The sequence below is a fragment of the Streptomyces sp. NPDC012637 genome (assembly GCF_042954805.1).
Lineage (GTDB): Bacteria > Actinomycetota > Actinomycetes > Streptomycetales > Streptomycetaceae > Streptomyces.
In genome coordinates this window covers 224,311-247,316 of the sequence record NZ_JBIBDS010000010.1, presented here as the reverse complement: position 1 = coordinate 247,316, position 23,006 = coordinate 224,311, and the positions used below count along the sequence as shown (strand labels likewise).

The following is a 23,006-nucleotide window of genomic DNA, read 5'->3' as shown; positions in this document are numbered from 1 at the left end:
GGAAACATGAATACGACGAGCCACGCCTGCCCGGGCTGCGGGCGGGACGACCCGGTGCAGGCGGTGCCCGCCGTGTACGTCGGCGGGCAGGACGCCGTCACCAGCCGGGAGCGGGACTCCGACGGGGACGTGCGGACGGTGACGCGCCGCGTGACCACCGCGCTGTCCGAGGCGCTCGCGCCCGCGCCGAAGGAGCCCGCCTACGGCATCGGCTGCCTCGGGCTCTTCGCCGGGGTCGTGGCCGTCGGCACGTTCCTCGGCCGGGTGTTCGTGGGCGGCGCCGCCCGAGGGCCGTCCGGAGGCATCCCGGCCTAACGCGCGTCCAGGAAAACGGGGTTGGTGAACGCGGCCAGGGCGCCGGGCAGGGGCGGTGCGGCGGCCGGGTGGCGGACCTCCGCCCGTACGTAGGCGGAACGGGCGGCCGACGTCGTCCACTCCACCGGGTCCGCCGTCGCCGGGACCGTGTGCAGCACGCCCTGGTCCGTGACGAGGCGGAGGGTGCCGCCCTGCGGGGCGCCCGTGACGCGGAGCCGGGCGGTCATCGGCTCGTCGGCGCGGACGGGCAGGCGCTCGCCGAGTCCGGCCGAGCGGCCACGGCCGTCGGCGAGCGTGAACTCCACGGACACGGCGGAGGATTCGGCGACGTACGAGCGTCCGGCACGCAGGCCGTCCAGGATCGCCGCCCGGCTCAGTTCCTCGGCGAGGACCACCGTCTGCGGGCCGCCGACGCGGTCGGGATCCCGGTGCGCGTCGCTGTTGCCCATGGCAGGCGTCCAGCGCCCCCGGACCAGCGCCGCGTCCCATCCGGCGAGGGCGACCTCGTCGTCGGGCGTGTAGGGGCCGTTCCAGACCTCGACCGCGTCCGCGTCGCCGAAGCCGAACTTCCAGGCGCAGCCGATGCAGGTGGCCTGCGGGTGGGCGGGCACGACCAGGCCGCCGGAGCGGCGGATCTCGCGGGCGAAGTGCCCGAAGCGGTTGTCCCGTGCCCGGTAGCGCCAGTCGACGAACGTGCCCGGGTCGGTGCCGATGGCGAGGACGTGGCCGTTGCGGGTCGTGACCTCCTCGCCGAGCAGGACCAGCAGGTCGTCGCCCGCGCTGTCGGCCCAGGCGCCGTGCCCGGCGTGGGTGTTGTGCTCGGTGCCGGTGACGAAGTCGAGCCCGGCGGCCCGGGCGAGCGCGGCGACCTCGGCGGGCGTGCGGCGGCCGTCGGAGTACACCGTGTGCAGATGGCAGTCGCCCCGGTACCAGGCGCGGCCGCGGCCGCGCGCCCGCTCCGGCGGGTACGCCGGGCGGACGGCCGGCGCGGACGGGCCGAGCCGCAGGGTGATCGTCACCGTGTACGCCAGACCCTGCGGCGCCACGGTGTACGGGCCGAGGGCCACGTACCAGGTCCCGGCGTGCAGCGGCCCGGCGACGTAGCCGGGCGTGGCGTCGTCGGTGCGGACGAAGAACTCCTTGCGGGCGCCGCCCGACCAGCCGCGGAAGCCCCGGCCGCCGAGGGCGGTGCCGCGCTGGTCGAAGAGCCCGATGTCGAGGGCGTTGCCCTGGGTGCCGGCGGGGACGGCGGGCCGCTCGTAGCCGTACGCGACGTGCAGCTCGCGCACGCCGTGCGGCAGCTCCACCGGCAGGTACACGAAGTCGGGGGAGCCGGGCGGCAGGGTGCCGCTCACCGTGCGGGTGAGGACGTCGGTCCCCGCGGACCCGCCGGGGCCCTCGGGCCCGCCGGGTCCGGCCGGTCCTCCGGGTCCTCCGGCGGCCTGCGCGAAGCTCACGGTCCCCAAGGTAAGCGCGGTCGCGGCGCCGGTCACGAGCAGCGCGCGCCGGGTGGCGTGGTTCATGGCGTCGGTCATGTCCACGACTCTTCCCACCGGTCGTGAACGACAGTTCAACATCCGCCCCGTCTCCGTCGCACCCCTCGGAAATCCACGCCGCAGCCCCTACCGTGCCGCCTATGCGGATCTCGACCACGATCTTCCTGACCGACGAGACCATCGGCCCCGTGCGCCTCGCCCGCGAACTCGAACAGCGCGGCTTCGCCGGGCTCTACCTGCCCGAGCACACCCACATCCCCGTCTCCCGTGACACGCCCGACCCGGCCGGCCGCGGTGAGCTGCCCCGCGAGTACGGCCGCACCCTCGACCCCTTCGTGGCACTCGGCCAGGCCGCCGCCGTCACCGAGCGGCTCCACCTCGGTACGGGCATCACGCTGGTCGCCGAGCACGACCCGATCGCCCTCGCCAAGCAGATCGCGACGCTCGACCACCTCTCCGGCGGTCGCTTCACCCTCGGCGTCGGCTTCGGCTGGAACCGGGAGGAGGCCGCCGACCACGGCGTCGACTGGCCCACCCGCCGTGAGCGCACCCGCGACGCCATGCACCTGATGCGCGCCCTGTGGGCCGCCGAACCGACCTCGTACGAGGGAGCCTTCGGCCACTCCGTGCGCGCCTCCCACGCCTGGCCCAAGCCCCTCGGCGGCGCCCCCCGCACCTTCGTCGGCGGCGCGGCGGGCCCCCGGCTCTTCGCGCACATCGCCGACTACGCCGACGGCTGGATGCCCATCGGCGGCCGCGGCCTGACGGAGACCGTCCCCGTCCTGCGGGAGGTCTGGGAGCGGGCCGGCCGCGACCCGAAGGCGCTCCGCGTCGTCCCGTACGCCGTCCTCCCGAGCCCGGGCAAGCTCGCGCACTACGAGGAGCTTGGCTGCGAGGAGGTCGTCCTCCAGCTGCCGCCGGGGCGGGAGGCCGAGGTGCTGGGGGTCCTCGACGAGTACGCCGCATATCTGTGAGCCCCCTGACGGAGGTACGGGGCCGGGCGGCGGCGCCCGCTCGTATGCTCGGTCCATGACGGATCACCAGGCACCCCGCGTCTCCGCGCCCACCGAGAACGCCATGCGACGTGCGCTCAAGCGGGCGAGGGACGGGGTGGCGCTCGACGTCGGCGAGGCCGCCGTGCTGCTGCGGGCGCGCGGGGCCGATCTGGCGGACCTGGTCGCGACGGCCGGGCGGGTGCGGGACGCGGGGCTCGCGGCGGCCGGGCGGCCGGGTGTCATCACGTACTCGAAGAGCGTGTTCATACCGCTCACCCGGCTCTGCCGGGACAAGTGCCACTACTGCACCTTCGCGACCGTGCCCGGCAAGCTCCGCCGCGCGGGCCACGGGATGTTCATGTCGCCGGACGAGGTCCTCGACATCGCCCGCCGCGGTGCCGAACTCGGCTGCAAGGAAGCTCTGATCACCCTCGGCGACAAGCCCGAGGACCGCTGGCCCGAGGCCCGCGAGTGGCTGGACGCGCACGGCTACGACGACACCCTCGCCTACGTGCGGGCCATGGCGATCCGCATCCTGGAGGAGACCGGGCTGCTCCCGCACCTCAATCCCGGGGTCATGTCCTGGACGGACTTCCAGCGGCTCAAGCCCGTCGCGCCGAGCATGGGCATGATGCTGGAGACGACGGCCACCCGGCTGTGGTCCGAGCCCGGCGGCCCCCACCACGGCTCCCCGGACAAGGAGCCCGCCGTGCGCCTGCGGGTCCTGGAGGACGCCGGGCGCTCGTCCGTGCCGTTCACCAGCGGGCTGCTGCTCGGCATCGGCGAGACGCCCGAGGAGCGTGCCGAGTCGCTGTTCGCGCTGCGCCGGACCGCCCGGGCCTACCACGGCATCCAGGAGCTGATCATCCAGAACTTCCGCGCCAAGCCGGACACGGCCATGCGCGGCATGCCGGACGCCGAGCTCGACGACCTGGTCGCCACCGTCGCCGTCGCCCGGCTCATCATGGGCCCGAGCGCCTGCCTCCAGGCCCCGCCGAACCTCGTCGACTCCGAGTACGAGCGGCTGATCGCCGCCGGCATCGACGACTGGGGCGGCGTCTCGCCGCTCACCATCGACCACGTCAACCCCGAGCGGCCCTGGCCGCAGATCGACGAACTGGCCGCCCGGTCCCGTGCCGCCGGCTTCGAGCTGCGCGAACGCCTCTGCGTCTATCCCGAGTTCGTCCGGCGCGGCGAGCCCTGGCTGGACCCGCGACTGCTGCCGCACGTCCGGGCGCTCGCCGATCCCGAGACGGGTCTCGCGAACCCGGACGCGCCGGTGCGCGGACTGCCCTGGCAGGAGCCGGACGAGGCGTTCACCGCCGCCGGCCGCACCGACCTGCACCGCACCATCGACACCGACGGCCGCACCGGCGACCGCCGTGCCGACTTCGACGAGGTGTACGGGGACTGGGAGGCGCTGCGCGAGGCCGCCGCGCCCGGAATGGCGCCGGAGCGGATCGACGCCGACGTGCGCGAGGCCCTCGCGGTGGCCGCCGACGACCCGACGAAGCTCACCGACCCGCAGGCCCTCGCCCTGCTGCACGCCGACGGCCCGGCCCTCGACGCCCTGTGCCGGGTCGCCGACGACATCCGCAGGACGGTGAACGGTGACGACGTCACGTACGTCGTCACCCGGAACATCAACTTCACCAACGTCTGCTACACCGGCTGCCGCTTCTGCGCCTTCGCCCAGCGCCGCACCGACGCCGACGCGTACACCCTGTCCCTGGAGCAGGTCGCCGACCGCGCGCAGCAGGCCTGGGACGTCGGCGCCGTCGAGGTCTGCATGCAGGGCGGCATCCACCCGGACCTGCCGGGCACGGCCTACTTCGACATCGCGAAGGCCGTGAAGGAACGCGTTCCCGGCATGCACGTGCACGCCTTCTCGCCGATGGAGGTCGTCAACGGCGCCTCCCGCACCGGCCTCTCGATCCGCGAGTGGCTGACCGCCGCCAGGGAGGCCGGGCTCGACTCGATCCCCGGCACCGCCGCCGAGATCCTCGACGACGAGGTCCGCTGGGTGCTCACCAAGGGCAAGCTGCCCACCGCCACCTGGATCGAGGTGATCACCACCGCGCACGAGCTGGGCATCCGGTCCTCGTCGACCATGATGTACGGGCACGTGGACCAGCCCCGGCACTGGCTCGGCCACTTCCGCACCCTGGCCCGGATCCAGCAGGAGACCGGGGGCTTCACGGAGTTCGTGACGCTGCCGTTCATCCACACCAACGCACCGGTCTACCTCGCGGGCATCGCCCGCCCGGGCCCGACCGTCCGCGACAACCGGGCCGTGACGGCGATGGCCCGGGTCCTGCTCCACCCGCACGTCCCCAACATCCAGACCAGCTGGGTGAAGCTGGGCGCGGAGGGCGCCGCCGAGATGCTCCGCTCGGGTGCCAACGACCTCGGCGGCACGCTGATGGAGGAGACCATCTCCCGGATGGCGGGCTCCGGTTACGGCTCGTACCGCTCGATCCGCGACCTGGAGGCCATCGCCGAGGCGGCGGGCCGCCCGGCCCGGCCGCGCACCACGCTGTACGGCGAGGTCCCGGAGGAGCGGCAGCGCGCGGCCCGCGCGTCGGACGGCCACCTGCCGGAGCTGCTGCCGATCGTCCAGGACTGAAGCACGGGCGAACTGCGGTCAAAAACGGCCTGAAGGGCGTCGGATCACATAACGTTCCGGCCCCCGAACGAGCGCATCCGGTCTATTACAGTGCTGGACCAGGAGCTGCTGACCGGGGGAGGCACGTCGTGACCACCACAGCCGCGGCCGTGTGGGGCCGCACCGAACAGCAGGACTTCCGCTCGCGCGTCCGCGGCTGTCTGCTCGGGGGCGCCGTCGGCGACGCCCTCGGCGCCGCGGCCGCCGGCCGCACCCTCGCGGGACTGCGCGAGGCCCACGGCCCCGACGGCCTGACCGACCTCGCGCCCGCCTACGGCCGCAGGGGCGCCGTCACCGCGGCCACCCAGATGTCCCTGTTCACCGTGGACGGACTGATCCGCGCCCAGGTCCGCCGCGACACCGGGTCCTGGCACCCGCCCACCGACGTCCACCGGGCCCATCTGCGCTGGGCGGTCACCCAGCGGGACTGGGGACCCGACGAGCGGCGGGCCGACCTCGGCTGGCTGGCCCGCCAGGAGTGGCTGTACGCGCGCCGGGACCCGGCCCGGGCCTGCCTCACCGGCCTCGGCGACGAGATCCTGGGCACCCTGGACCGGCCCAAGAACCCGCAGGCCGCCGACAGCGGCGCCCTGGTCCGCTCGGCGCCCTTCGGGCTGCTCGTGGGCTGGGAGCCGCAGCTGGTGTGCCAGCTCGCGGTCGAGTGCGCGACGCAGACGCACGGTGATCCCGCCGCGTACCTCGCGGCCGGCGCGCTCGCGGTCGTGGTGCACGGCCTCGCCCGCGGCGGCGGCGTCGAGGCCGCCGTCCGCGTCGCCGTCGAGCAGCTCGCCCCGCGCCCGGGCCACGAGCCGGTCACCGAGGCCCTGGGGGCCGCGCTCGCCGCCGTACGGCAGGGGGTGCCGGACGCGGAACGGGTGACGGCGCTCGGGGCTGCCGAGGACCGGGCCGAGGGACAGCTGGCGGCCGCCCTGTACTGCGCCCTGGTCGGCGAGGACATCCGGCACGGGCTGCGCCTCGCGGTCAACCACGACGGTCCCTCGGCGGCGACCGGCACGCTCACCGGGGCGCTGCTCGGCGCCCTGCACGGAGAGACGGCCCTCCCGCCGGCCTGGGTGGCCGAACTGGAGGGCCGCGCGACGGTCCTGGAGCTCGCGGACGACTTCGCGATGGAGATGACCCAGGGGGCCGCGCTGCACGGGCCCGCGGACCTGGCCTCGGGCTGGCTGAGCCGCTACCCGAGGACCTGACGGCCAGGGTGCCTGGCGCCGGCCGGCCGAGGGGCTGGTCCGCGCCGACGAGCACCGGGCGCGCAGGGACGGCGTTCCCGGAACAACGCTCAGCGCATCAGCTCGCCCGCGTTGACGAGCAGCGACTGCCCCGTGATCGCCCGCGCCCGGTCCGAGGCGAGGAAGGCCGCCGCCTCCGCCACGTCGCCGTCCGTCGCGAGCTCGGGCAGCGCCATCCGCTCGGTCAGCCGGGCCAGCACCTCCGTCTCCGCCACCTGCTCGGTGTGCGCCGTGAACTGCACGTACGCCTGCACCGGCGGCCCCCACATCCAGCCCGGCAGGACGGTGTTGACCCGGATCCGGTACGGGCCGAGCTCGCGCGCCAGCGAGTACATCGCCGAGGTCAGCGCTCCTTTGGACGCCGCGTACGCCGCCTGGCGCACCTGCGAGGGCGCCGCGACCGCCGACTGGGTGCCGATCAGCACGACCGAGCCGCCCCGCTCCTTCAGGGCCGGCAGGCAGGCCCGGGTCATCCGCAGCGTGCCGAGCAGATTGACGTCGAGCACCCCCTGCCAGGTCGCGAAGTCCGCGTCCTCCAGGCCGCCGAAGTACGAGTCCCAGGCGGCCACGTGGACCACCGCGTCGATCCCGCCGAAGCGCTCGACCGCGAGCGCGGCGAGCGCCTCGCACTGCGCCTCGTCGGTGATGTCGGTGGCCCGGAAGGCGGTCCTCGTCCCGTCCGGGTCGATCCCGGCGGCCGACTTCGCCAGATTGGCCTCGGTGCGCGCCCCGAGGACGGCCCGGCCCCCGTCCCGTACCACCGTCTCGGCGATCCGGTGGCCGAGCCCGGCGCCGACGCCGGACACGACGACGGTCTTTCCCTGGAGCAGCATCCGGGTACCTCCCGCGTCTGGTCATGGATCTGACGGTCCGTCAGAGTAGGGGTCTGCGGAAGGCAAGGGAAGGGGAAGGGGAACGGGCATGAGCGAGGAGACGCGGAGCGGGACGTACGCGGAGCTGGCGGCGGTCGGGCCGTACGGGGTGCACCCGGGCCACGCGCTGATCACGATGGTCGAGCCGCACCCGGGCCACGAGTACGCGTACAACCGCTGGTACGAGGACGACCACTACTACGCGGGCGCGATGGCGATGCCCTGGATGTACGCCGGCCGCCGCTGGGTCGCCACCCGCGACCTCCAGGAGCTGCGCCGCCCGGAGAAGTCGGCGGTCGCCCAGCCCGTCACGGCGGGCTGCTACCTCTCCACCTACTGGATCACCGACGGCCGCTACGACGAGCACATGAAGTGGACCGTCGCCATCAACAAGCGCCTCAACCGCGACGCCCGCGTCTACCGCGACCGTACGCACGTCTTCACGGCCTTCCAGGACCACGAGGCGACCGTGTACCGGGACGGGGCCGCCGGTCCGCGCGACTTCCACGCCCTCGACCACCCGTACCGGGGGCTGGTGCTCCAGGTGATCGACGCGGCGGACCGGGCGGCGCGGGCGGAGCTGGTGGAGCGGCTGGTCTCGCGCGAACTGCCGGGGCGGCTCGCCGGTTCGCCGACGGCGATGGTGACGGTCTTCCGGCCCACCCCGCTGCCCGGCGACCGGATGACCTACGTGAAGCAGGTCGAGGGCGTCGACACCCGCCTGACGCTGCTGTGGTTCCTCGAGCGCGACCCGCGCGACTGCTGGGAGGCGCACTTCGCCGACCTGGAGGCGGCGGCGGGGGAGTGGGGCGGCCGGGTCGAGCTGGTGGCGCCCTTCATCCCGACGGTGCCCGGCACGGACCGCTACGTGGACGAACTGCGCTGAGGCCCGCTCACGAGCCCGTGCGCGGGCAAGGCCGAGCCCCCTCGGCCAGGACGGCGGACCGGTCGAGAGGGCTCATTCCTTGACGCGTCGGGACGTGCGCGCGGGGTCACAGGGCCCCGGCGCTCACCTCGCCCACGAACGCGTTCCACGTGCCCGGTCCGAAAGAGAGGGAAGGGCCCTCGGGCGCCTTCGAGTCGCGCACCGCGATCGCGTTCACGACCGGCGACTTGACCTCGACGCAGGCGCCGTTGCCACCGGAATACGAGGACTTCGTCCAGCTGTCCGTGCCGCCCTGAATAATCGCCATTGTTCCAACTCCGGTTTCTTCGGGTGCTGGGTGCTGCCAGTAGGAGTCACGCCAACGTTGCTGCTTGCTCTGGCGTGATCGACGCTAGCGCCCGGCCCCGTCGTGTGGGACCGGCGTTCACCCGACCGGATGGCATATTCCAAGTGGGCTTCCGCCGGGGCGAGTCGGGGGTGTACCGTACCGGCCTCTTCCCCCGCGCCCCGGCCGAATGTCGGCATTCAGCCCGCGACGCCCCTATTTTCCGGCGGCGTACTGCTTCGCAATCTCCGTCACGAACTCCCGGGTGTCCTCGACATTCAGCGCCTGTGCCCGCAGGTGTTCGTACATCACGCTGTACTTCGCGACATCCTGCGCCTTCTCCAGATAGAGGTCGCTCGTCACGCCCTCGATGTAGACCACGGAGGAGTCGGAGGTGTCGGGGAATTCCAGAATCGCGTAATGCCCGCTGATGCCCGGATGCGCACCCATGTGGAACGGCAGCACCTGCACGGTCACGTGCGGCAGGTGCGACTGCTCGACCAGGTGCTCCAACTGCTCCACCATCAGCTGCCGGTTGCCGACGAGCCGGCGCAGCGCGCCCTCGTCGATGACCGCCCACAGCCGCAGCGGACGCTCGTCGTCCTTGATGCGGTCCTGGCGGCGGGTGCGGACCGTGACCCGCTTGTCGATGTCGGCCGGCGTGGACTCGGGCAGCGCGCCGGCGATCACGGCCTCCGCGTAGCCGTGGGTCTGCAGCAGCCCCGGGATGATCTGCGGCTCGTAGACGCGCAGGCTCTCCGCGTCCGTCTCCAGACCGATGTAGACGCTGTACGGGATGTCGCCGAAGGCGTGCCACCAGCCCTGCTGGCGCGAGTCCTTGGCCATCTGCATGAGCGAGTCGACCACCCGGTCGTCCTCGACCTCGTACACCCCGCAGAGGTCACGGACGTCACGCTGGCTGATCGACCGCCGGCCGTTCTCGAGACGGCTGATCTTGGACTGGGAGACGAGCAGACGGTCGGCGACCTGCTCGGCCGTCATGCCCTTCGCCTCCCGGAGCCGTCGCAGCTCCTGGCCCAATCGGCGTCGCCTGACGGTGGGATTGACACTGGACGCCACGGAAACTGCACCTCCGGCTGTCTGCTGCGTAGCTGTGGGTATCTACCGCTTGGCAGACTGCCACCAAAGGTGTGGTGTGCGCTGGGAAATGACCACAACGCGACGTGTGCGGGCGGCCGTGGGAACGGCCGCCCGCACACGTAAGCGGGTCACATGGCGGCGCGCGCCATGGTGCCGCGGCGCGGCTGGGACGGCACCCCGCCTGCCGTGGCGCTCCGGCGGGGCTGGGCGCCCACGCCGTTCTGGACGTCCATGACGGCGTGCGCCACGAGACCGCCCATCGGGTCGTGCCGGATCAGGTCGCGCAGCCGGGACCGCGACGACCGTCCTTCGTTGCCCGGGTACAGGTGCTTGCCGAGACCGACCGCGTGGGCCAGGGCGGCGAGCGCCGCGGTCCGCGGGTCCGGCGGTACGCCGGTGCGGATCGCACTGTCCAGCCGGGCCCTGATCTCCCGGCTGATGGCCGTGTCCGTCGCCTGGTAGCGAGTCGTCGGCAGCACCCCGCACATCTGGCCCTCCACGGCATGCACCATGCCGCAGCGCTCCAGATGCGAGAGATACGTCTGGCGAAGCCCCAGTCGGGGCCCGCCGATCCAGTGGACGGCCCGAACCGGACTGCCGCGCCTGCGCAGCAGTTCCAGTGCGGAGTCCAGAGTCGGATCTCCGGTCGGCCGTGGCATCACCACGGCGATACGATCCCCGTCAGGGGCTATCCGTCCTGCCAGAGCCAGCTCCACTAGCTGTGCTCCGGCCAGGCCGAGGTCGAGCGACTGCGGCTGCGCTGTGGTACCCGTGGCCGGGTCCAGAGCGAGCAGCAGAAGCTCCTCCGGAATAGTTCTGCGGCTCCTGCCCATCCATGCCTCCCCGCGTGGATGAATGACAGGGTGACCCCTCTCACATTCATCTGTCGAGAGTGCCTGGGTGGTTCGTACGGGAACCGGCAGGTATGTCGTTCTCGTCTAGCACGGGGGCCAAGGGGTTCACACAGGACACTGGTAGATGGTTCGGACGTACGCATGAGCGATGGAGGAGGCACGGTGGCGGGCGAGTCCCCCGACAAGGCGGAGCAGCGGGAGAGCGCGGTCGGCGGCGACGGCAAGGACCCGCGACTGTCCGTCCTCCGGGACCGGGTCGACGAGCCGACGGCCGTCTTCCGGGCCCTGGCACCGCGGACGGCGCCGGAGGACGAGCCCGGGGAGCCGCCGGAGCCGGCGCCCGTACGGGCTGCTGAGCAGTCGGAGTCCTCGGCGCCGGCGGAGACGGAGTCACCGTCGGCCGAGTCTTCCGTGACGGAGGACGCGTCCGGGGCGGAGCCGGTTGCGGAGGAGACCGGGGCGCGGGCCGGGACGGAGTCGGAGCCTGAGGCGGAGTCGGAGCCTGAGGCGGAGTCGGACGACGAGCCGACCGCCGTGGCCGAGCAGGCCGGCACGGACGAGGCAGAGGCGGACGACGCCGACGGTGCCGACGCCGACGCGACGGACGAGCCCGCGGCTCCGGCCGAGTCGTGGTTCGCCGCGCGCAAGACGGCCGCGCCCCAGGCGGAGGAGAAGCCGGAGGCGGCGTCCGACGCGGAGCCGGAGCCCGAAGAGCCGTCGGCGGAACAGCCGGCCGCGGAGGAGCCGAAGCGGCCGGAGGAGCCGTCCGAGGAGGAGCCGAAGCGGCCGGAGGAGCCCGAGGCGGCCGCGCCCGCCCCCCGGCAGGTCGATCAGCCGACCGCGGTCTTCAAGGCCTTCAAGCCCGCCGACGAGCCCAAGGCCGAGCCCGAGCCCCAGGCCGAAGCCGAGCCCGCGGCCGCGGCGGTGGAGACGCCGAAGTCCCAGCCCGTCGACCAGCCGACGACCGCGCTCAAGCTGCCGCCGTCCCTGTTCCGGCCGCTCCAGGGCGACATCACCCAGGAGCAGCCGCAGCCGCAGCCCAAGCCGGCGCCCGCGGCCCCCGCCGACGCCCCCGCGCCCGCCGCGGCGCAGGCGGCGGCTCCCGTGCCGCCGTCCCTCGTCGAGGCGGAGCGGACCAAGCTGCAGCCGCTGCCGCCCCGTCCGCCGCTGGAGATCCTGGCGGAGCTGACCAACACGCCGCCGCCCGCGCCGACGCCGCTGCGCACCACCGTCCGCCGGGTGAAGATCTGGACCCCGCTCCTGGTCCTGCTCGTCGTCGTGTTTGCGGTCGTACAGTTCGTGCGCCCGCTGCCGGACACCAAGCTGGTGCTGTCCGCGTCCCCCACGTTCACCTTCGGGGGCGGCCCGCTGCAGATGCCGTGGCCGTCCGAGGGCCAGGGCGCCGCCGAGGTCGAGGGCGTGGGTTCGCTCGGCACCTACGGCCCGCAGAAGCCCGCGCCGATCGCGAGCGTCGCCAAGACCATGACGGCGTACGTGATCCTCCGCGACCACCCCATCAAGGGGAACGGGGACGGCCCCGAGATCGAGGTCGACAAGACCGCGGGCGAGCAGGCGAAGGCGAAGGACGAGTCGACGGCCCCCATCAAGGAGGGCCAGACGTACTCGGAGAAGGAGCTGCTGCAGCTCCTCATGATCCCGTCGGGCAACAACGTGGCGCGGCTGCTCGCGCGCTGGGACGCCGGTTCCGAGGCCGCGTTCGTCGAGAAGATGAACGCCGCGGCCAAGGAGCTCGGCATGACCGGCTCGACGTACACGGACCCGTCCGGTCTCCAGGCGACCACCGTGTCGACGCCGCTCGACCAGCTGAAGCTGGCGAAGGCGGTCATGCAGTACGACGTGTTCCGCGAGATCGTGGACATGCCGAACGTGACGATCGACGGCATCCCCGGCCAGATCGAGAACAACAACAACATCCTGCTCCAGCCGGGTGTGGCCGGCATCAAGACCGGTTCGTCGACCCCGGCCGGCGGCAACCTGCTGTGGTCGGCGTACACGGTCGTCGACGGCCAGAAGCGCCGCATCCTCGGCATCGTCATGGGAGCCAAGGACGCCCCGCAGCTGTGGCAGAAGCTGGAGCTCGCGATCCAGAACAGCCTCAAGCTCATCCAGCAGGCGCAGAAGGACGTCACCTCCGCCGCGGTCGTGAAGAAGGGCCAGATCGTCGGCTACGTGGACGACGGGCTCGGCGGCCGGACGCCGGTCGTCTCCACCAAGGACCTCAAGGCGGTCGGCTGGCCGGGCCTGAAGGTGGACCTGCGGCTCGGCGACGGCGGCAGGAAGCTGCCGCACACCGCCAAGGCCGGGGACGTCGTCGGCCAGGTGTCGATCGGCACCGGCACCGGTGAGGTCAGCGCGCCGGTGGCCCTGAAGGACGACCTGGTGGAGCCCGGCGTCGGCGAGAAGCTGACCCGACTGGGCTGATCGGACGGGCGCCCGGGAGCTCCCCGGGCGCCCTCCTGTTAGCGTTCCCCCGGGGGACGAGAAGAAGGGCAGCACGGGAAAGGGCCGCATTGAGCACCGCCGAGGGGACCCGTGAGGCCGGAGGCCAACCCGACGTGTCTTCACCTTCGCGAATAGAACTCCCGGGGCAGCGGCCGGCATCCGGCGGGACCGGCGCTGCCGCCGAAGGCGCCCCCCGAGGCGTCGACGGCGCGGGCCACGCCCCGCGCCGCCGCAAGCGCCGCTATCCCGTCCTCGTCGCGACCGCCGTGGCCGCGCTGACCCACGTCCTGTGGTTCTTCTTCTTCGCCAACAGCGGCGGGGACCTGGCGGCGCAGGACGCGTGGGCCGAGTTCGTCGGCCGGCACCCGGACTCGGCGTACAACCTCGCCTGGTACGGCGGGATGCACCCGGTCTCGTACAGCGTGGTGTCCCCGTACGTCATGTCCGTGCTCGGCGTCCGTACGACGATGATGATCGCCGGGACGCTCTCGGCCGCCCTGACCGCGCTGATCCTGGTGCGGGTGCGGGCGGTGCGCAATCCGATGGCGTGCGCGCTCGCCGGTGTCTTCGCCTTCCTGTGCAACGCGCTGTCGGGGCGGGTCACCTTCGGCCTCGGCATGATGTTCGCACTCGGCTCGGTCGCGGCGGTCTTCTGCTGGCCGCACCGCTGGCGCTTCCACCGCTGGGCGAAGGCGGCCGTGGCCGCGCCGCTCGCCGCGCTGGCGACCGCGTGCAGCCCGGTCGCCGGGCTGTTCCTCGGCGTGGTCGCGGCGGCGCTCTTCCTCAACAAGCGGCGCCCGGGCGCGTACGCGGTCGGCCTCGCGCCCGTCGCGGTCGTGGCGCTCTCGGCGTGGCTCTTCCCGTTCTCCGGTACGCAGCCGATGTCGCTGGCCTCGACGAGCCTGCCGTTCCTGTTCGGCGTCCTCGTCCTCCTGCTCGTCCCGAAGGACTGGCGGACGGTGCGGACGGCGGCGGCCGTGTACGCGGCGGGCACGCTGCTCACCTGGCTGATCGACTCCCAGATCGGCTCGAACGTCTCCCGGCTGGTGATGCTCTTCGCCGGTGTGGTGCTCCTCGCGGCCCTGCCGTACGCGCGGCCGCGCTCGCGCCGCTGGTACGCGGTCGTGCTGGCCTTCGTCGGGCTCAACGCGTGGATCGGCTTCAAGGGCGTCGACGACGTCATCCGCACCGCCCCGGACGCCTCCTGGGCCCGCGAGGTGGCGCCGCTGATCAACCAGCTCCAGGAGCGCGGCGCCGAGCAGGCCAGGGTGGAGGTCGTGCCGGCCTCCAGCCACCGCGAGTCCTCCGCCCTCGCCCCGTACATCAACCTGGCACGCGGCTGGAACCGCCAGGCCGACATCGAGCGCAACCCGCTCTTCTACGACGACACCCTCAACGCGGCGAACTACCACGACTGGCTCGGCCGCTGGGCCGTGCGCTACGTGGTCCTGCCGACCGGCGCGCCCGACTCGGGCGCCGAGGGCGAGGCCGAACTGGTCGACGGCGGGCTGCCCTATCTCAAGCAGGTGTGGTCGGACGCCAACTGGCGGCTGTACGAGGTCACCGACCCCACGCCGCTCGCCGACCCGCCGGCGCGGGTGCGGCGCGCCGAGGCCAACGAGGTCGTCCTGCAGCTCGACCGGCCCGCCCGCGTCAAGATCCGCGTGCCCTACTCGCCGTGGCTCGCGCTCGTCGACGAGAACGGCGGCAAGATCGAGCCGCCGCAGGAGACGGAGGCGTCGAAGGAGGCCCGCGAGGCCTCGGAGACCGAGATACCGAAGGTGTTCGCGAACGAGGAGGGCTGCCTCCTGAAGGCGGAGCCCGACGCCGAGGGCGACGAGTGGACCGAACTCATCGCCCCGAAGGCCGGCACCTACCGTCTCGCCGCGCCCTACAAGCTCTTCCCGCGCGGCACGACCTGCCCGGAGGAACTCCGCTGACCGGCCCCCCGGCCTTCGCCGCGGCCCCCGCCGGGGTCACCCGTACGGGGTGCGGGGCGGCCGGTGACGGCCGGGCGGCGCCCCGACGGGCATAGGCTCCGTGCGGACAGCACGTACGTGACGAGGTCGGCGGTGGCAGTGGGCGACATGGTGGTGGACGCACGATCGGGTGCGGACGGCAAGGAGGACGGAAACACGGAGGACTCCGGTGGTGCGGCGCCGAAGCGACGCCGCCCGTTCTGGGTGGAGCTCCCGTTCCTCGTCGTCATCGCGCTGGTCCTCGCCTTCCTGATCAAGACCTTCCTGCTCCAGGCGTTCCTGATCCCCTCGGGCTCCATGCAGAACGCCCTGCAGGAGAACGACCGGGTGCTGGTCGACAAGCTCACGCCGTGGTTCGGCTCGGAGCCCGCCAGGGGCGAGGTCGTGGTCTTCCGCGACCCCGCCGACTGGCTGGCGAACCTGCCGGCGGAGGAGCCCAACGCGACGCAGCGGTTCCTGGGCTTCATCGGCCTGATGCCGGCGGTCGGCGAGAAGCACCTGATCAAGCGGGTCATCGGCGTCGCCGGCGACACCGTCGAGTGCAAGGGCGACGGCCCCCTCAAGGTGAACGGCAAGCCGCTCACCGAGCCGTACGTCTACCCCGGCAACACGGCCTGCAGCCCCGACCCGGCCGGCCAGTTCAAGGTCACCGTCCCGGCCGGCCACCTCTGGGTGATGGGCGACCACCGCCAGGCCTCACTGGACTCCCGCTACCACCGGGACGACGCCCACGGCGGCATGGTCCCGCAGGCGGACGTGGTGGGCCGCGCGGTGGTCGTCGCCTGGCCCGTCCCCCACTGGTCCACCCTCCCGGTCCCGGAGACCTTCGAGCAGCCGGGCCTCGGCGCCACCCGCTGACCCCTCGCGAGGAACACGGGGGCGCCGGAGGCACCCGGGGGCGCCGCCCGCCGACACCTCACGAGGAAGGCGGAGGCGTCGCCCGCCGACACCTCACGCGGAACGCGGAGGCGTCAGCGTCACCGGCCAGCGCGTCTTGTCGGTGTACTTGCTCAGCCGCTTGTCGATCTCGGTCGCCCACTCTCCGCCCTTGGCGAGGACGCCCAGGTCGTGCACGTCGGTGGCCTTGGCGGCGGCGTCCCTGCGCTCGACCACCCACTCGTACACGCGCTCCAGGAACGCGGCGTCGAAGAGGGAGATGTCGAGGCCGGCCACGGCCTTTCCCTGAGGGCGGGACGACCTGAGCGCGAACGCGGTGGCCGCCCTCGCCAGGTGGAAGCGGACGTTCGACCGGTCGTAAGCGCCGCCCAGTCCGGCCACCGAGGGGAGGAAGTCGTCGATGGAGCGCATCACGAGGACGCTGCGCAGGTACGCCTCCAGCGGAGTCGAGTTCTTGAAGACCCGCTCGTACTTCCCGCGGACGAGGGACGACGGCGCGCCCCGGGCGATGTGCGGCTGCTGGAGCAGGATCGCCCCCACGGCCTGGGCCAGTTCGAGGACCTCGACGATCTGGGTGCGCGGCTTCCCCAGGTTCTTGTAGTGGTTCCGCTTCCGCTCGTAGTAGAACCCCTGGCGCTGGAAGTACTCCTCGATGCTGCGCTGGAAGGGGTCCCCGGACCGGAGCGAGGCCGCCGAGACGCGGTTCTGGCTGTTGGTGGCCTTGATCACCTGCGCGGTGATGGTCTCGTCCCTGGTCTCGACGACCCGTACGAGGATCTGCCGCATCCGGCCTTCGGCGCGCGCGCCCACACTGTCCGGCGACGGCCGGTGCGGGCGGAAGTACTCGTGGACGTTCCGGGACGTCTGGAGGCCGTTGACGATCTGGGGATCCTCGATGTGCAGCATCTTCCCCGAGGGCTGCACCCGCTTGCCGATCACGGTGACCCCGTTGTTGAGCCACCAGAAGTCGGCGGCGGCGTCGTCCCCCTGCCGCAGCGACTCCGCGATGCCGCGGTTGATCACCGTGGCGCCCTCGTAGCCGCGGACGTTCTCCTCGAAGATCTCGTCCCGCAGGCGTCCGTTCTCGTCGGTGATGAAGCTGTTGTAGTCCTCGAGGCGCACCAGGGAGACGAACCCGCCCTTCTCGGGCGACATGGGGCTCTCCGACAGCCGGAGCGTCAGCGTGTTCGACTTCCGTTGCCGCGCCAGGGTGTTCAGGTCCCCCGCCCCGATGAGGTCCACCGCGACCTTGGCGTCCGGAAAGAGCTCGCCGATGCTCTTCTCGAGACGGGCGGCCTTGCGTTTCACCTTCGTGTGCGGGATCTCCGATGACCGCGTCACGTACCGAATGCTGATGGACAGCGCCGGGAAACGGCTCGAGGCGGCCAGATAGATGTCCCGAAACGAATCGAACCGCTCCAGGAGACGAGGATTGAATTCCTCCTCGAGACCGTCCGGCCTATCGAGCCGGAGCAGCAGGGGAAGGTGGTCGATTAAGAGCTGGAGCGGAATCTCCTTGAATCCGCTCTCGTCCTTCGTCTGGATGATCTCGAGCTCGAGCTGAGGCGTGTTGGTGCCGTGCGTGGTCTCGGACGCGTCCTCGACGATCTGGCCGTCGACGAAGAGGTAGACGGCGTCGATTCCCCCGTCGTTCGTGCCGTCGGTGATTCCGTCCTCGATCTGCCGCGAGGAGAGACCCTTGTGCCGCAGAACGGTGTCCGTGGAACTGATCAGGAAGTAATCCTGGTCGGAGATGTCCGGATACGTTTCGGCCTTGCTCTGCTTCAGCCGCTCCGTCAGGAGCATCACCTCGTTGGAGACGGGCTGCGCAGCTTTGGACATGAAAAGCCTCCCCTTTGACTCGACCGACGAATATACCCGTCCGCTGTCGGCCGCACAGGGAAAAAGGGAGCACTGACGCAGTCAGGGGCTCTTCCGTCCGTGACGGAAGAGCCCCTGATCGGTGTTCCTCTGTGCCCCCGGCAGGATTCGAACCTGCGACACCCGCTTTAGGAGAGCGGTCGGAGGGGTGTCCGTGGGGGTTGGGCCGCTGCTCGCGGCTGCCGTGCGGAGCCGTGGTGGACTGCTGTCATCCACCGTCGTTGATGTCAGGTCTGGATGTCGGCGGTCGCCGTTCTGCGAACGGCCGCTGGTAGTCAGAGGCCTCCGCGACGGGGGGATAGTCCCTGCTGAACACCACGTAGACGGGGTGCTCGGGGTCGCCGACCTCCAGGAGCTGGAAGAGGTCCAGGTCGTGGTTCGCGTACCGGTGCAGGTACTGGATGAAGAGCTTCAGCTCGTCGTCCGACAGCCGCTCGTCGTGCCCCTCGTTGTGCATGTCGCCCCCCGTTGACTCCCGTCGCCCCCGGGACGGACGATACCCGGGCTGAAAAACACCGGCGGCTCCTGGGCGCCACCGCTACCGTGCGGGCATGGGGAGCGGACGAAAGCACTGGCGAGACAGGCTCGGGACACCGAAGACACTCGTTCTGTACCGCACGCCCGACGTGTGGCGGTGTGCCGTGTACTTCTCCGGCGGCGTTGTCGACGGTCATCTCGCCCAGCCCCGTGCCGACAGCGGACCTGCCGAAGCTCAGACAGCCGCACACGCCAAGGCTGAGGAACTGGCTGGCAGCCCCTTGACGATCTCATGGGAGGAGAGCGACGAACCGGGTTGGTGGACGGGAACCACCACGACAGGATCCGCAAGCTGTCGCCTCACTCCGCTGCCGGCTGATGGGAATCCCGTAGACGATTCCACGCTGGGTGGCACGGCGGCCTTGGCAAGTCGGCGGCCTGGATGTCAGACCGCCCTGACATCCTGCGCCCGTGAGAATGACATGGGCCGACTTCTGGGCACTGATTGCCACCCTGAACGGCGAAGCCACCGAAGAGAGCTGCCACCGCCTCGCTGAGGAGCTGAGTCGCCGCACCGTCTCCGACATCATCGGGTTCGCCGAGCGGCACGCCGAGGCGCTCTACCGCCTGGATCAGGAGAAGTTCGGCACACTCCCGGTGGTCGACCTGACGGCCCGGGACGGCAGGCCCTTCCCGCAGTCGTCCGACGCGTTCCTGTACGCGCGCTGCGCTGTGGTGGCTGCGGGTCAGGCTGTGTGGGAGAGCGTCTTCTCCGACGTCGACAAGTTCGCGCCGTACACCTCAAGCGAGCATGACGGCGAAGGGCTGCTGTACGTGCCGGACAAGGCGTACGAGCTGGCCACCGGCGAGGAGTGGGACCGCCCGACGCGGTACTGCTTCGAGAGCTACTCCAACAGGGACGGCTGGCCAGACCTGGAGGACTGAGTCCAGCTACGGCTTGATCGGGATCTCGTAGACGATCTCGCAGAGGGCGGCGGTCTGGCCCGTTCCCATGTTCAGCGCGGGGGCGAGTCAGTGGAACCAGACGACGAGACGGACGTTCTCCGCGCCGTGGACTTCGCTGAGGATGCGCATGACGCTCCAGACGCGGCCCCAGTCGGTGCCGGTCCCTGCAGCCGATGCACGACTTCGTGCGCCGGAGGCGTCCGTCTCCTGCCAGTCGGTGGCGGACAACTCGGCCCAGGTCACCCATGTCGTCCCGTACACGGAGTCGGGGCCGCCGTAGTCGGCGAACTCACGACGCAGCCCTTCCGACGCGTCATCCGGGAAGCCACGGTCCTCAGCAAGCGGACGGAAGCCGAAGGAGTTGCGGATTCCGAAAAGGCACGCGAGGCCGTCGTAAGCGTTGCCCCTGTTCAGCAGGGAGAGGTCGATGCCCGCTTCCCAGACTGTGTCCTCATCGTCCAGGCCCCACAGACGGGCCCCTGGTCGGCACTCGATCATTCCGCTGACATCGGTCGACATGGCGTGATCCTGCCCGGCAGGCCCGGGGGCCGGCACCCGCATTTCGCTCCGCGCGCTCGCGGCGATCCTCGGCCGGCCGCAGCCGTTGATGTCACTCGTAGATGTCAAAGACCCCCAGCCGTAATCGGCTGGGGGTCTTTTGCCTGGTGCCCCCGGCAGGATTCGAACCTGCGACACCCGCTTTAGGAGAGCGGTGCTCTATCCCCTGAGCTACGAAGGCGCGGGGCCAGTGTAGCGGGTGGGGGCGGGCAGGTGTCGGGGTTGTTCCGGGTGGTCAGGTCTGTGGCGTCTCGAAGCGGTCCAGGTAGTCCGCGTTCGCGATCGGTGCCGCCGCGAGGTACTCGGGCGGGAGGTCGAAGGCGTCGGCCAGGGCCATCAGGTGGGGCGCCAGCGCGGCGACCGTCTGTTCCGTCGTGGTGTGGAGGGCCTCGACCTGGGCGGGGCCGAGGTGGCCCGCGACGAGGAGGTCGCCGGTGTGGGGGCGCAGTTCGTCGAGGAGGAAGAGGCGGGCGAGGTGCTCCAGGAGGAAGCGGGCGCGCGGGGTGCCGGCGCGGGCGGCCGCGGCGAGGAAGGCGTCCGCGGCGGCCGTGCGGGCGTGGGCGGCGACCATCTCCAGGGCGGCGCCCGAGGTCTCGTTCCAGCGGCCGACGGGGTCGCCGGAAGGCCCGCCGCGCAGGGCGGCGCGGGCGCGGGTCTGCCAGACGCGCTCGACGGCGGCGTGCAGGTCGCGCAGGAAGCCGAGGTCGGTGAGCTCGCCGCGCGGGGCGCGGGCGGGGCCGGCCTCGTGGGCGAAGACCAGCTCGGAGGCGGCCTTGGTCCAGATCACCAGGTTGTCGCCCTCGGCGGTGATGCCCCCTTCCACGTTGAGCGGCAGGTCGGCGATGCCGTTCGCGGGGAAGAGGCCCTGGGCGCCGCAGCGTTCGCGTGCCTCGACGGTGATGTCGCGGGCCTGCCAGGTGATCCAGCCCTTGGCGACGGCGATCAGCCGTTCGGTCTCCTCGCGCTGCCGCGGGTCGGTCGGGTCGTGGCCGGCCCAGCGGTCGAGCACGGAGCGGTGCAGGAAGGTCATCGCGTAGGCGGTGGCCAGGGAGCGCAGCAGCCGGCCGTGGTGGCTGCGGTGCGCGGCGACGGGTATCCGCTCGCCGGCCTTCGGGGCGGCCACCTGGCGGTGGTGGGCGTAGCGGACGGCGATCGCGAGGGCGGCGCGGGCCATGCCGAGGGTGCCGCCGCTCATGCAGAGCTTGCCCATGGTGACGCGGCCGACCGAGCGCAGGAACCGCTTGCGCCGGTTGCCGAGGTTGCTGTTGAGCCTGCCGTCCTTGTCGAGGCGGCCGTGCGCGGCCTCCAGCATGGCCTCGCGGGGCAGCCGTACGTGCTCGAAGGAGGTGAGGCAGTGGTCGACCGGGGTGCCGGTGCGGTCGGGGAGCCGCTGCACCCGTATGCCGGGCAGGTGGCCGTCGGCGTCGCTGAGCGGGGTGAGGAAGAGGAAGACGCCCTGGTCCTCGCCGTCGACGAGGAGGCGTGCGGCGACGACGGCGGTCTTGGGGCCGCCGGCGAGGCTGGTGTTGGGCATGAACTTCCGGGCCCCGGGGGTCGGGGTGTGCAGCACGAAACCGCCGGTCTCGCGGTCGAGGACGGCGACGGTCTCGAGCGCGGCGACGTCGTTGCCGTGGGCGAGTTCGGTGCACAGGAAGGTGCCGGTGCGCTCCATCGCGGTGAACGCGGTGAGGTCGCGGCGGTAGCCGTCGTGGTCCAGGAGGCTGCCGAGGAAGAGGTTGTAGTGGATGCTGGCGAGCGTGCACAGGCCGCCGTCGACGAAGCCGGTCCACTCGTGCAGGGCGGCGAGCCTGCGGGCGTCGTAGGTCAGGGCCTCGGCCTCGGTGCCGGCGACGGTGCCGTTGACCAGCCGCAGCCGCTCGTAGGACAGTTCGGTGCGCTCGGTGGGGGTGAGTCCGGGGCGGTGGGCGAAGGCCTCGCCGGCGATCAGCCTGCGCCACTCGCCGTGGACGCGCTCGCGGTCCTCGCCGTCGAAGAGGAGGCGGGTGAGTTCGGCCACGGCGCTGTCGTCGGCGGCGTCGTGTCTGAGTGGTGCCTCCGCGTGCTTGAGCATCGGCTCGTCCCCCGAAGTGAGTTGACCGGTAGGGATGGTCTGACCTGCCCAAGGGTAAGATACGGACCATCCGGTTTTGTTTCAATGCTTGTCAAACCGGTTGGGTGGTTTTATTCTCGAAATGTGGATGTGTAAAGAAATCGGTCTTCGACGGGGCAACCCTACTGCCGGTGGGGGTTCGTCCGGACCGGCCGCCGACCGTCACTCCATGTGAGCCGTTGGAATACCAGCCTCGCGGTTTTTTCCTTCCGCGAGGTACGGAGGATGTAGTGGCGCAACAAGAGCGGGCCATTCGCACACGTCAGAAGATCGTGCTCGCGGCCGCCGAACTCTTCGACGAGGTCGGCTACGAGGCGGCGACGATCTCAGAGGTCCTGAAGAAGTGCGGAGTGACCAAGGGCGCCCTGTACTTCCACTTCGCCTCCAAGGAGGAGCTCGCCCAGGAGGTGCTCGCCGGACAGGTCGCCGCGCTGCCGCCGGTGCCGCAGCGCGAGCTCTACCTCCAGCAGCTCACCGACGAGGCGCTGGTCCTCGCCCACCTGCTGCGGGTCGGCGATCCCATGGTGCGCGGCAGCATCCGCCTCACCGTGGAGCAGGGCTCGCTGCACGACGGACTCGACCGCCAGGTGCCGATGCGCGGCTGGATCGACCACAACGTCGCCGTCCTCAACGGCGCCAAGGAGGCCGGCGAGCTGCTGCCGCACGTGGACATCGCCTCCGCGGCGGCCCTGTTCACCGGCAGTTTCACCGGGGTCCAGATGCTGTCCAAGATCATGACCGGGCACGCGGACATGGTGGACCGCGTCGCCGACCTCATGCGGACCCTCCTCAGCGCCATCGCCGTGCCGGGCGTGCTCGTCCGACTGGACTTCGAGCCGCCCCGCGCGGAGCGGGCCTACGAGGAGGCGCTGCGCGCCCGCGACGAAGGCGCCGCCGTCGCGTCGACTTCCGGCTGACG

19 protein-coding genes and 2 tRNA genes are annotated in these 23,006 nt (G+C 71.9%); 10 read left to right on the top strand and 11 right to left on the bottom strand.

The features are described 5' to 3' along the window. The first annotated feature begins 6 nt into the window (after positions 1 to 6). A complete protein-coding gene (locus ACFY8W_RS34110; RefSeq protein WP_391113909.1) occupies positions 7 to 315 on the top strand; it encodes a hypothetical protein in 309 nt (102 codons plus the stop codon). On the opposite strand, the gene ACFY8W_RS34105 is transcribed toward ACFY8W_RS34110, so the two are convergent. Further along, complete coding sequence (locus tag ACFY8W_RS34105; protein WP_391113906.1) at positions 312 to 1,850, bottom strand: CehA/McbA family metallohydrolase; 1,539 nt, start codon at positions 1,848 to 1,850, stop codon at positions 312 to 314. The genes ACFY8W_RS34110 and ACFY8W_RS34105 overlap by 4 nt on opposite strands. A gap of 101 nt (positions 1,851 to 1,951) precedes the next feature. Here ACFY8W_RS34105 and ACFY8W_RS34100 point away from each other — a divergent pair, with 101 nt between their 5' ends. The 3 genes from ACFY8W_RS34100 (at position 1,952) to ACFY8W_RS34090 (ending at position 6,679) form a co-directional block, all read left to right on the top strand. Further along, on the top strand, positions 1,952 to 2,785 hold the full coding sequence (locus ACFY8W_RS34100) for a TIGR03619 family F420-dependent LLM class oxidoreductase (RefSeq protein ID WP_391113903.1): 834 nt from the start codon (positions 1,952 to 1,954) through the stop codon (positions 2,783 to 2,785). 55 nt (positions 2,786 to 2,840) lie between these two features. After that, positions 2,841 to 5,432: a bifunctional FO biosynthesis protein CofGH gene (locus tag ACFY8W_RS34095; RefSeq protein ID WP_391113900.1), complete on the top strand. Its 2,592-nt coding sequence runs from the start codon at positions 2,841 to 2,843 to the stop codon at positions 5,430 to 5,432. 128 nt (positions 5,433 to 5,560) lie between these two features. Next, a complete protein-coding gene (locus ACFY8W_RS34090; RefSeq protein WP_391113897.1) occupies positions 5,561 to 6,679 on the top strand; it encodes an ADP-ribosylglycohydrolase family protein in 1,119 nt (372 codons plus the stop codon). Positions 6,680 to 6,768: 89 nt separating this feature from the next. Here the strand turns inward: ACFY8W_RS34090 and ACFY8W_RS34085 are convergent, their stop codons facing one another. Continuing rightward, a complete protein-coding gene (locus tag ACFY8W_RS34085) occupies positions 6,769 to 7,551 on the bottom strand; it encodes an SDR family oxidoreductase (RefSeq protein WP_391113894.1) in 783 nt (260 codons plus the stop codon). An 88-nt stretch (positions 7,552 to 7,639) separates the two neighbouring features. Here ACFY8W_RS34085 and ACFY8W_RS34080 point away from each other — a divergent pair, with 88 nt between their 5' ends. Next, positions 7,640 to 8,476, top strand: a complete 837-nt coding sequence (locus tag ACFY8W_RS34080) for a hypothetical protein (protein ID WP_391113892.1) — start codon at positions 7,640 to 7,642, stop codon at positions 8,474 to 8,476. A 106-nt stretch (positions 8,477 to 8,582) separates the two neighbouring features. Here the strand turns inward: ACFY8W_RS34080 and ACFY8W_RS34075 are convergent, their stop codons facing one another. The 3 genes from ACFY8W_RS34075 to ACFY8W_RS34065 form a co-directional block, all read right to left on the bottom strand. Then, entirely contained in the window at positions 8,583 to 8,783 is a 201-nt protein-coding gene (locus tag ACFY8W_RS34075) for a DUF397 domain-containing protein (RefSeq protein ID WP_391113889.1), read from the bottom strand. A gap of 234 nt (positions 8,784 to 9,017) precedes the next feature. Then, positions 9,018 to 9,881 (bottom strand): Scr1 family TA system antitoxin-like transcriptional regulator, encoded by an 864-nt coding sequence (locus ACFY8W_RS34070; protein ID WP_391113887.1) that lies wholly within the window; start codon positions 9,879 to 9,881, stop codon positions 9,018 to 9,020. A gap of 149 nt (positions 9,882 to 10,030) precedes the next feature. Continuing rightward, a complete protein-coding gene (locus tag ACFY8W_RS34065; RefSeq protein ID WP_356074051.1) occupies positions 10,031 to 10,735 on the bottom strand; it encodes a GPP34 family phosphoprotein in 705 nt (234 codons plus the stop codon). A gap of 162 nt (positions 10,736 to 10,897) precedes the next feature. Between ACFY8W_RS34065 and ACFY8W_RS34060 the strand changes: the two genes are divergently transcribed. The 3 genes from ACFY8W_RS34060 (at position 10,898) to lepB (ending at position 16,056) form a co-directional block, all read left to right on the top strand. Next, positions 10,898 to 13,198 (top strand): D-alanyl-D-alanine carboxypeptidase family protein, encoded by a 2,301-nt coding sequence (locus ACFY8W_RS34060; RefSeq protein ID WP_391113884.1) that lies wholly within the window; start codon positions 10,898 to 10,900, stop codon positions 13,196 to 13,198. A gap of 287 nt (positions 13,199 to 13,485) precedes the next feature. Beyond that, a complete protein-coding gene (locus ACFY8W_RS34055) occupies positions 13,486 to 15,159 on the top strand; it encodes an MFS transporter (protein WP_391113882.1) in 1,674 nt (557 codons plus the stop codon). 138 nt (positions 15,160 to 15,297) lie between these two features. Then, positions 15,298 to 16,056 carry a signal peptidase I gene (lepB, locus tag ACFY8W_RS34050; RefSeq protein ID WP_391114233.1) on the top strand — a complete coding sequence of 253 codons (759 nt, stop codon included), beginning with the start codon at positions 15,298 to 15,300 and terminating at the stop codon, positions 16,054 to 16,056. Between the two features lie 93 nt (positions 16,057 to 16,149). On the opposite strand, the gene ACFY8W_RS34045 is transcribed toward lepB, so the two are convergent. The 3 genes from ACFY8W_RS34045 to ACFY8W_RS34035 all read right to left on the bottom strand — a co-directional run bounded on the left by ACFY8W_RS34045 (position 16,150) and on the right by ACFY8W_RS34035 (position 18,433). Beyond that, complete coding sequence (locus tag ACFY8W_RS34045) at positions 16,150 to 17,937, bottom strand: AIPR family protein (RefSeq protein ID WP_391113880.1); 1,788 nt, start codon at positions 17,935 to 17,937, stop codon at positions 16,150 to 16,152. Positions 17,938 to 18,069: 132 nt separating this feature from the next. Next, a tRNA-Arg gene (locus ACFY8W_RS34040) sits at positions 18,070 to 18,156 on the bottom strand. 28 nt (positions 18,157 to 18,184) lie between these two features. Beyond that, positions 18,185 to 18,433: a hypothetical protein gene (locus ACFY8W_RS34035; protein ID WP_391113878.1), complete on the bottom strand. Its 249-nt coding sequence runs from the start codon at positions 18,431 to 18,433 to the stop codon at positions 18,185 to 18,187. A gap of 497 nt (positions 18,434 to 18,930) precedes the next feature. Between ACFY8W_RS34035 and ACFY8W_RS34030 the strand changes: the two genes are divergently transcribed. Further along, positions 18,931 to 19,398 carry a DUF4240 domain-containing protein gene (locus tag ACFY8W_RS34030; protein ID WP_391114230.1) on the top strand — a complete coding sequence of 156 codons (468 nt, stop codon included), beginning with the start codon at positions 18,931 to 18,933 and terminating at the stop codon, positions 19,396 to 19,398. 87 nt (positions 19,399 to 19,485) lie between these two features. On the opposite strand, the gene ACFY8W_RS34025 is transcribed toward ACFY8W_RS34030, so the two are convergent. The 3 genes from ACFY8W_RS34025 to ACFY8W_RS34015 form a co-directional block, all read right to left on the bottom strand. Beyond that, a complete protein-coding gene (locus ACFY8W_RS34025; protein ID WP_391113875.1) occupies positions 19,486 to 19,938 on the bottom strand; it encodes a hypothetical protein in 453 nt (150 codons plus the stop codon). Positions 19,939 to 20,082: 144 nt separating this feature from the next. After that, positions 20,083 to 20,158 (bottom strand) — tRNA-Arg (locus ACFY8W_RS34020). A gap of 54 nt (positions 20,159 to 20,212) precedes the next feature. Continuing rightward, complete coding sequence (locus tag ACFY8W_RS34015; protein WP_391113873.1) at positions 20,213 to 22,048, bottom strand: acyl-CoA dehydrogenase; 1,836 nt, start codon at positions 22,046 to 22,048, stop codon at positions 20,213 to 20,215. Positions 22,049 to 22,317: 269 nt separating this feature from the next. Between ACFY8W_RS34015 and ACFY8W_RS34010 the strand changes: the two genes are divergently transcribed. Further along, complete coding sequence (locus ACFY8W_RS34010; RefSeq protein ID WP_391113871.1) at positions 22,318 to 23,004, top strand: ScbR family autoregulator-binding transcription factor; 687 nt, start codon at positions 22,318 to 22,320, stop codon at positions 23,002 to 23,004. The last annotated feature ends 2 nt before the right edge of the window (positions 23,005 to 23,006 follow it).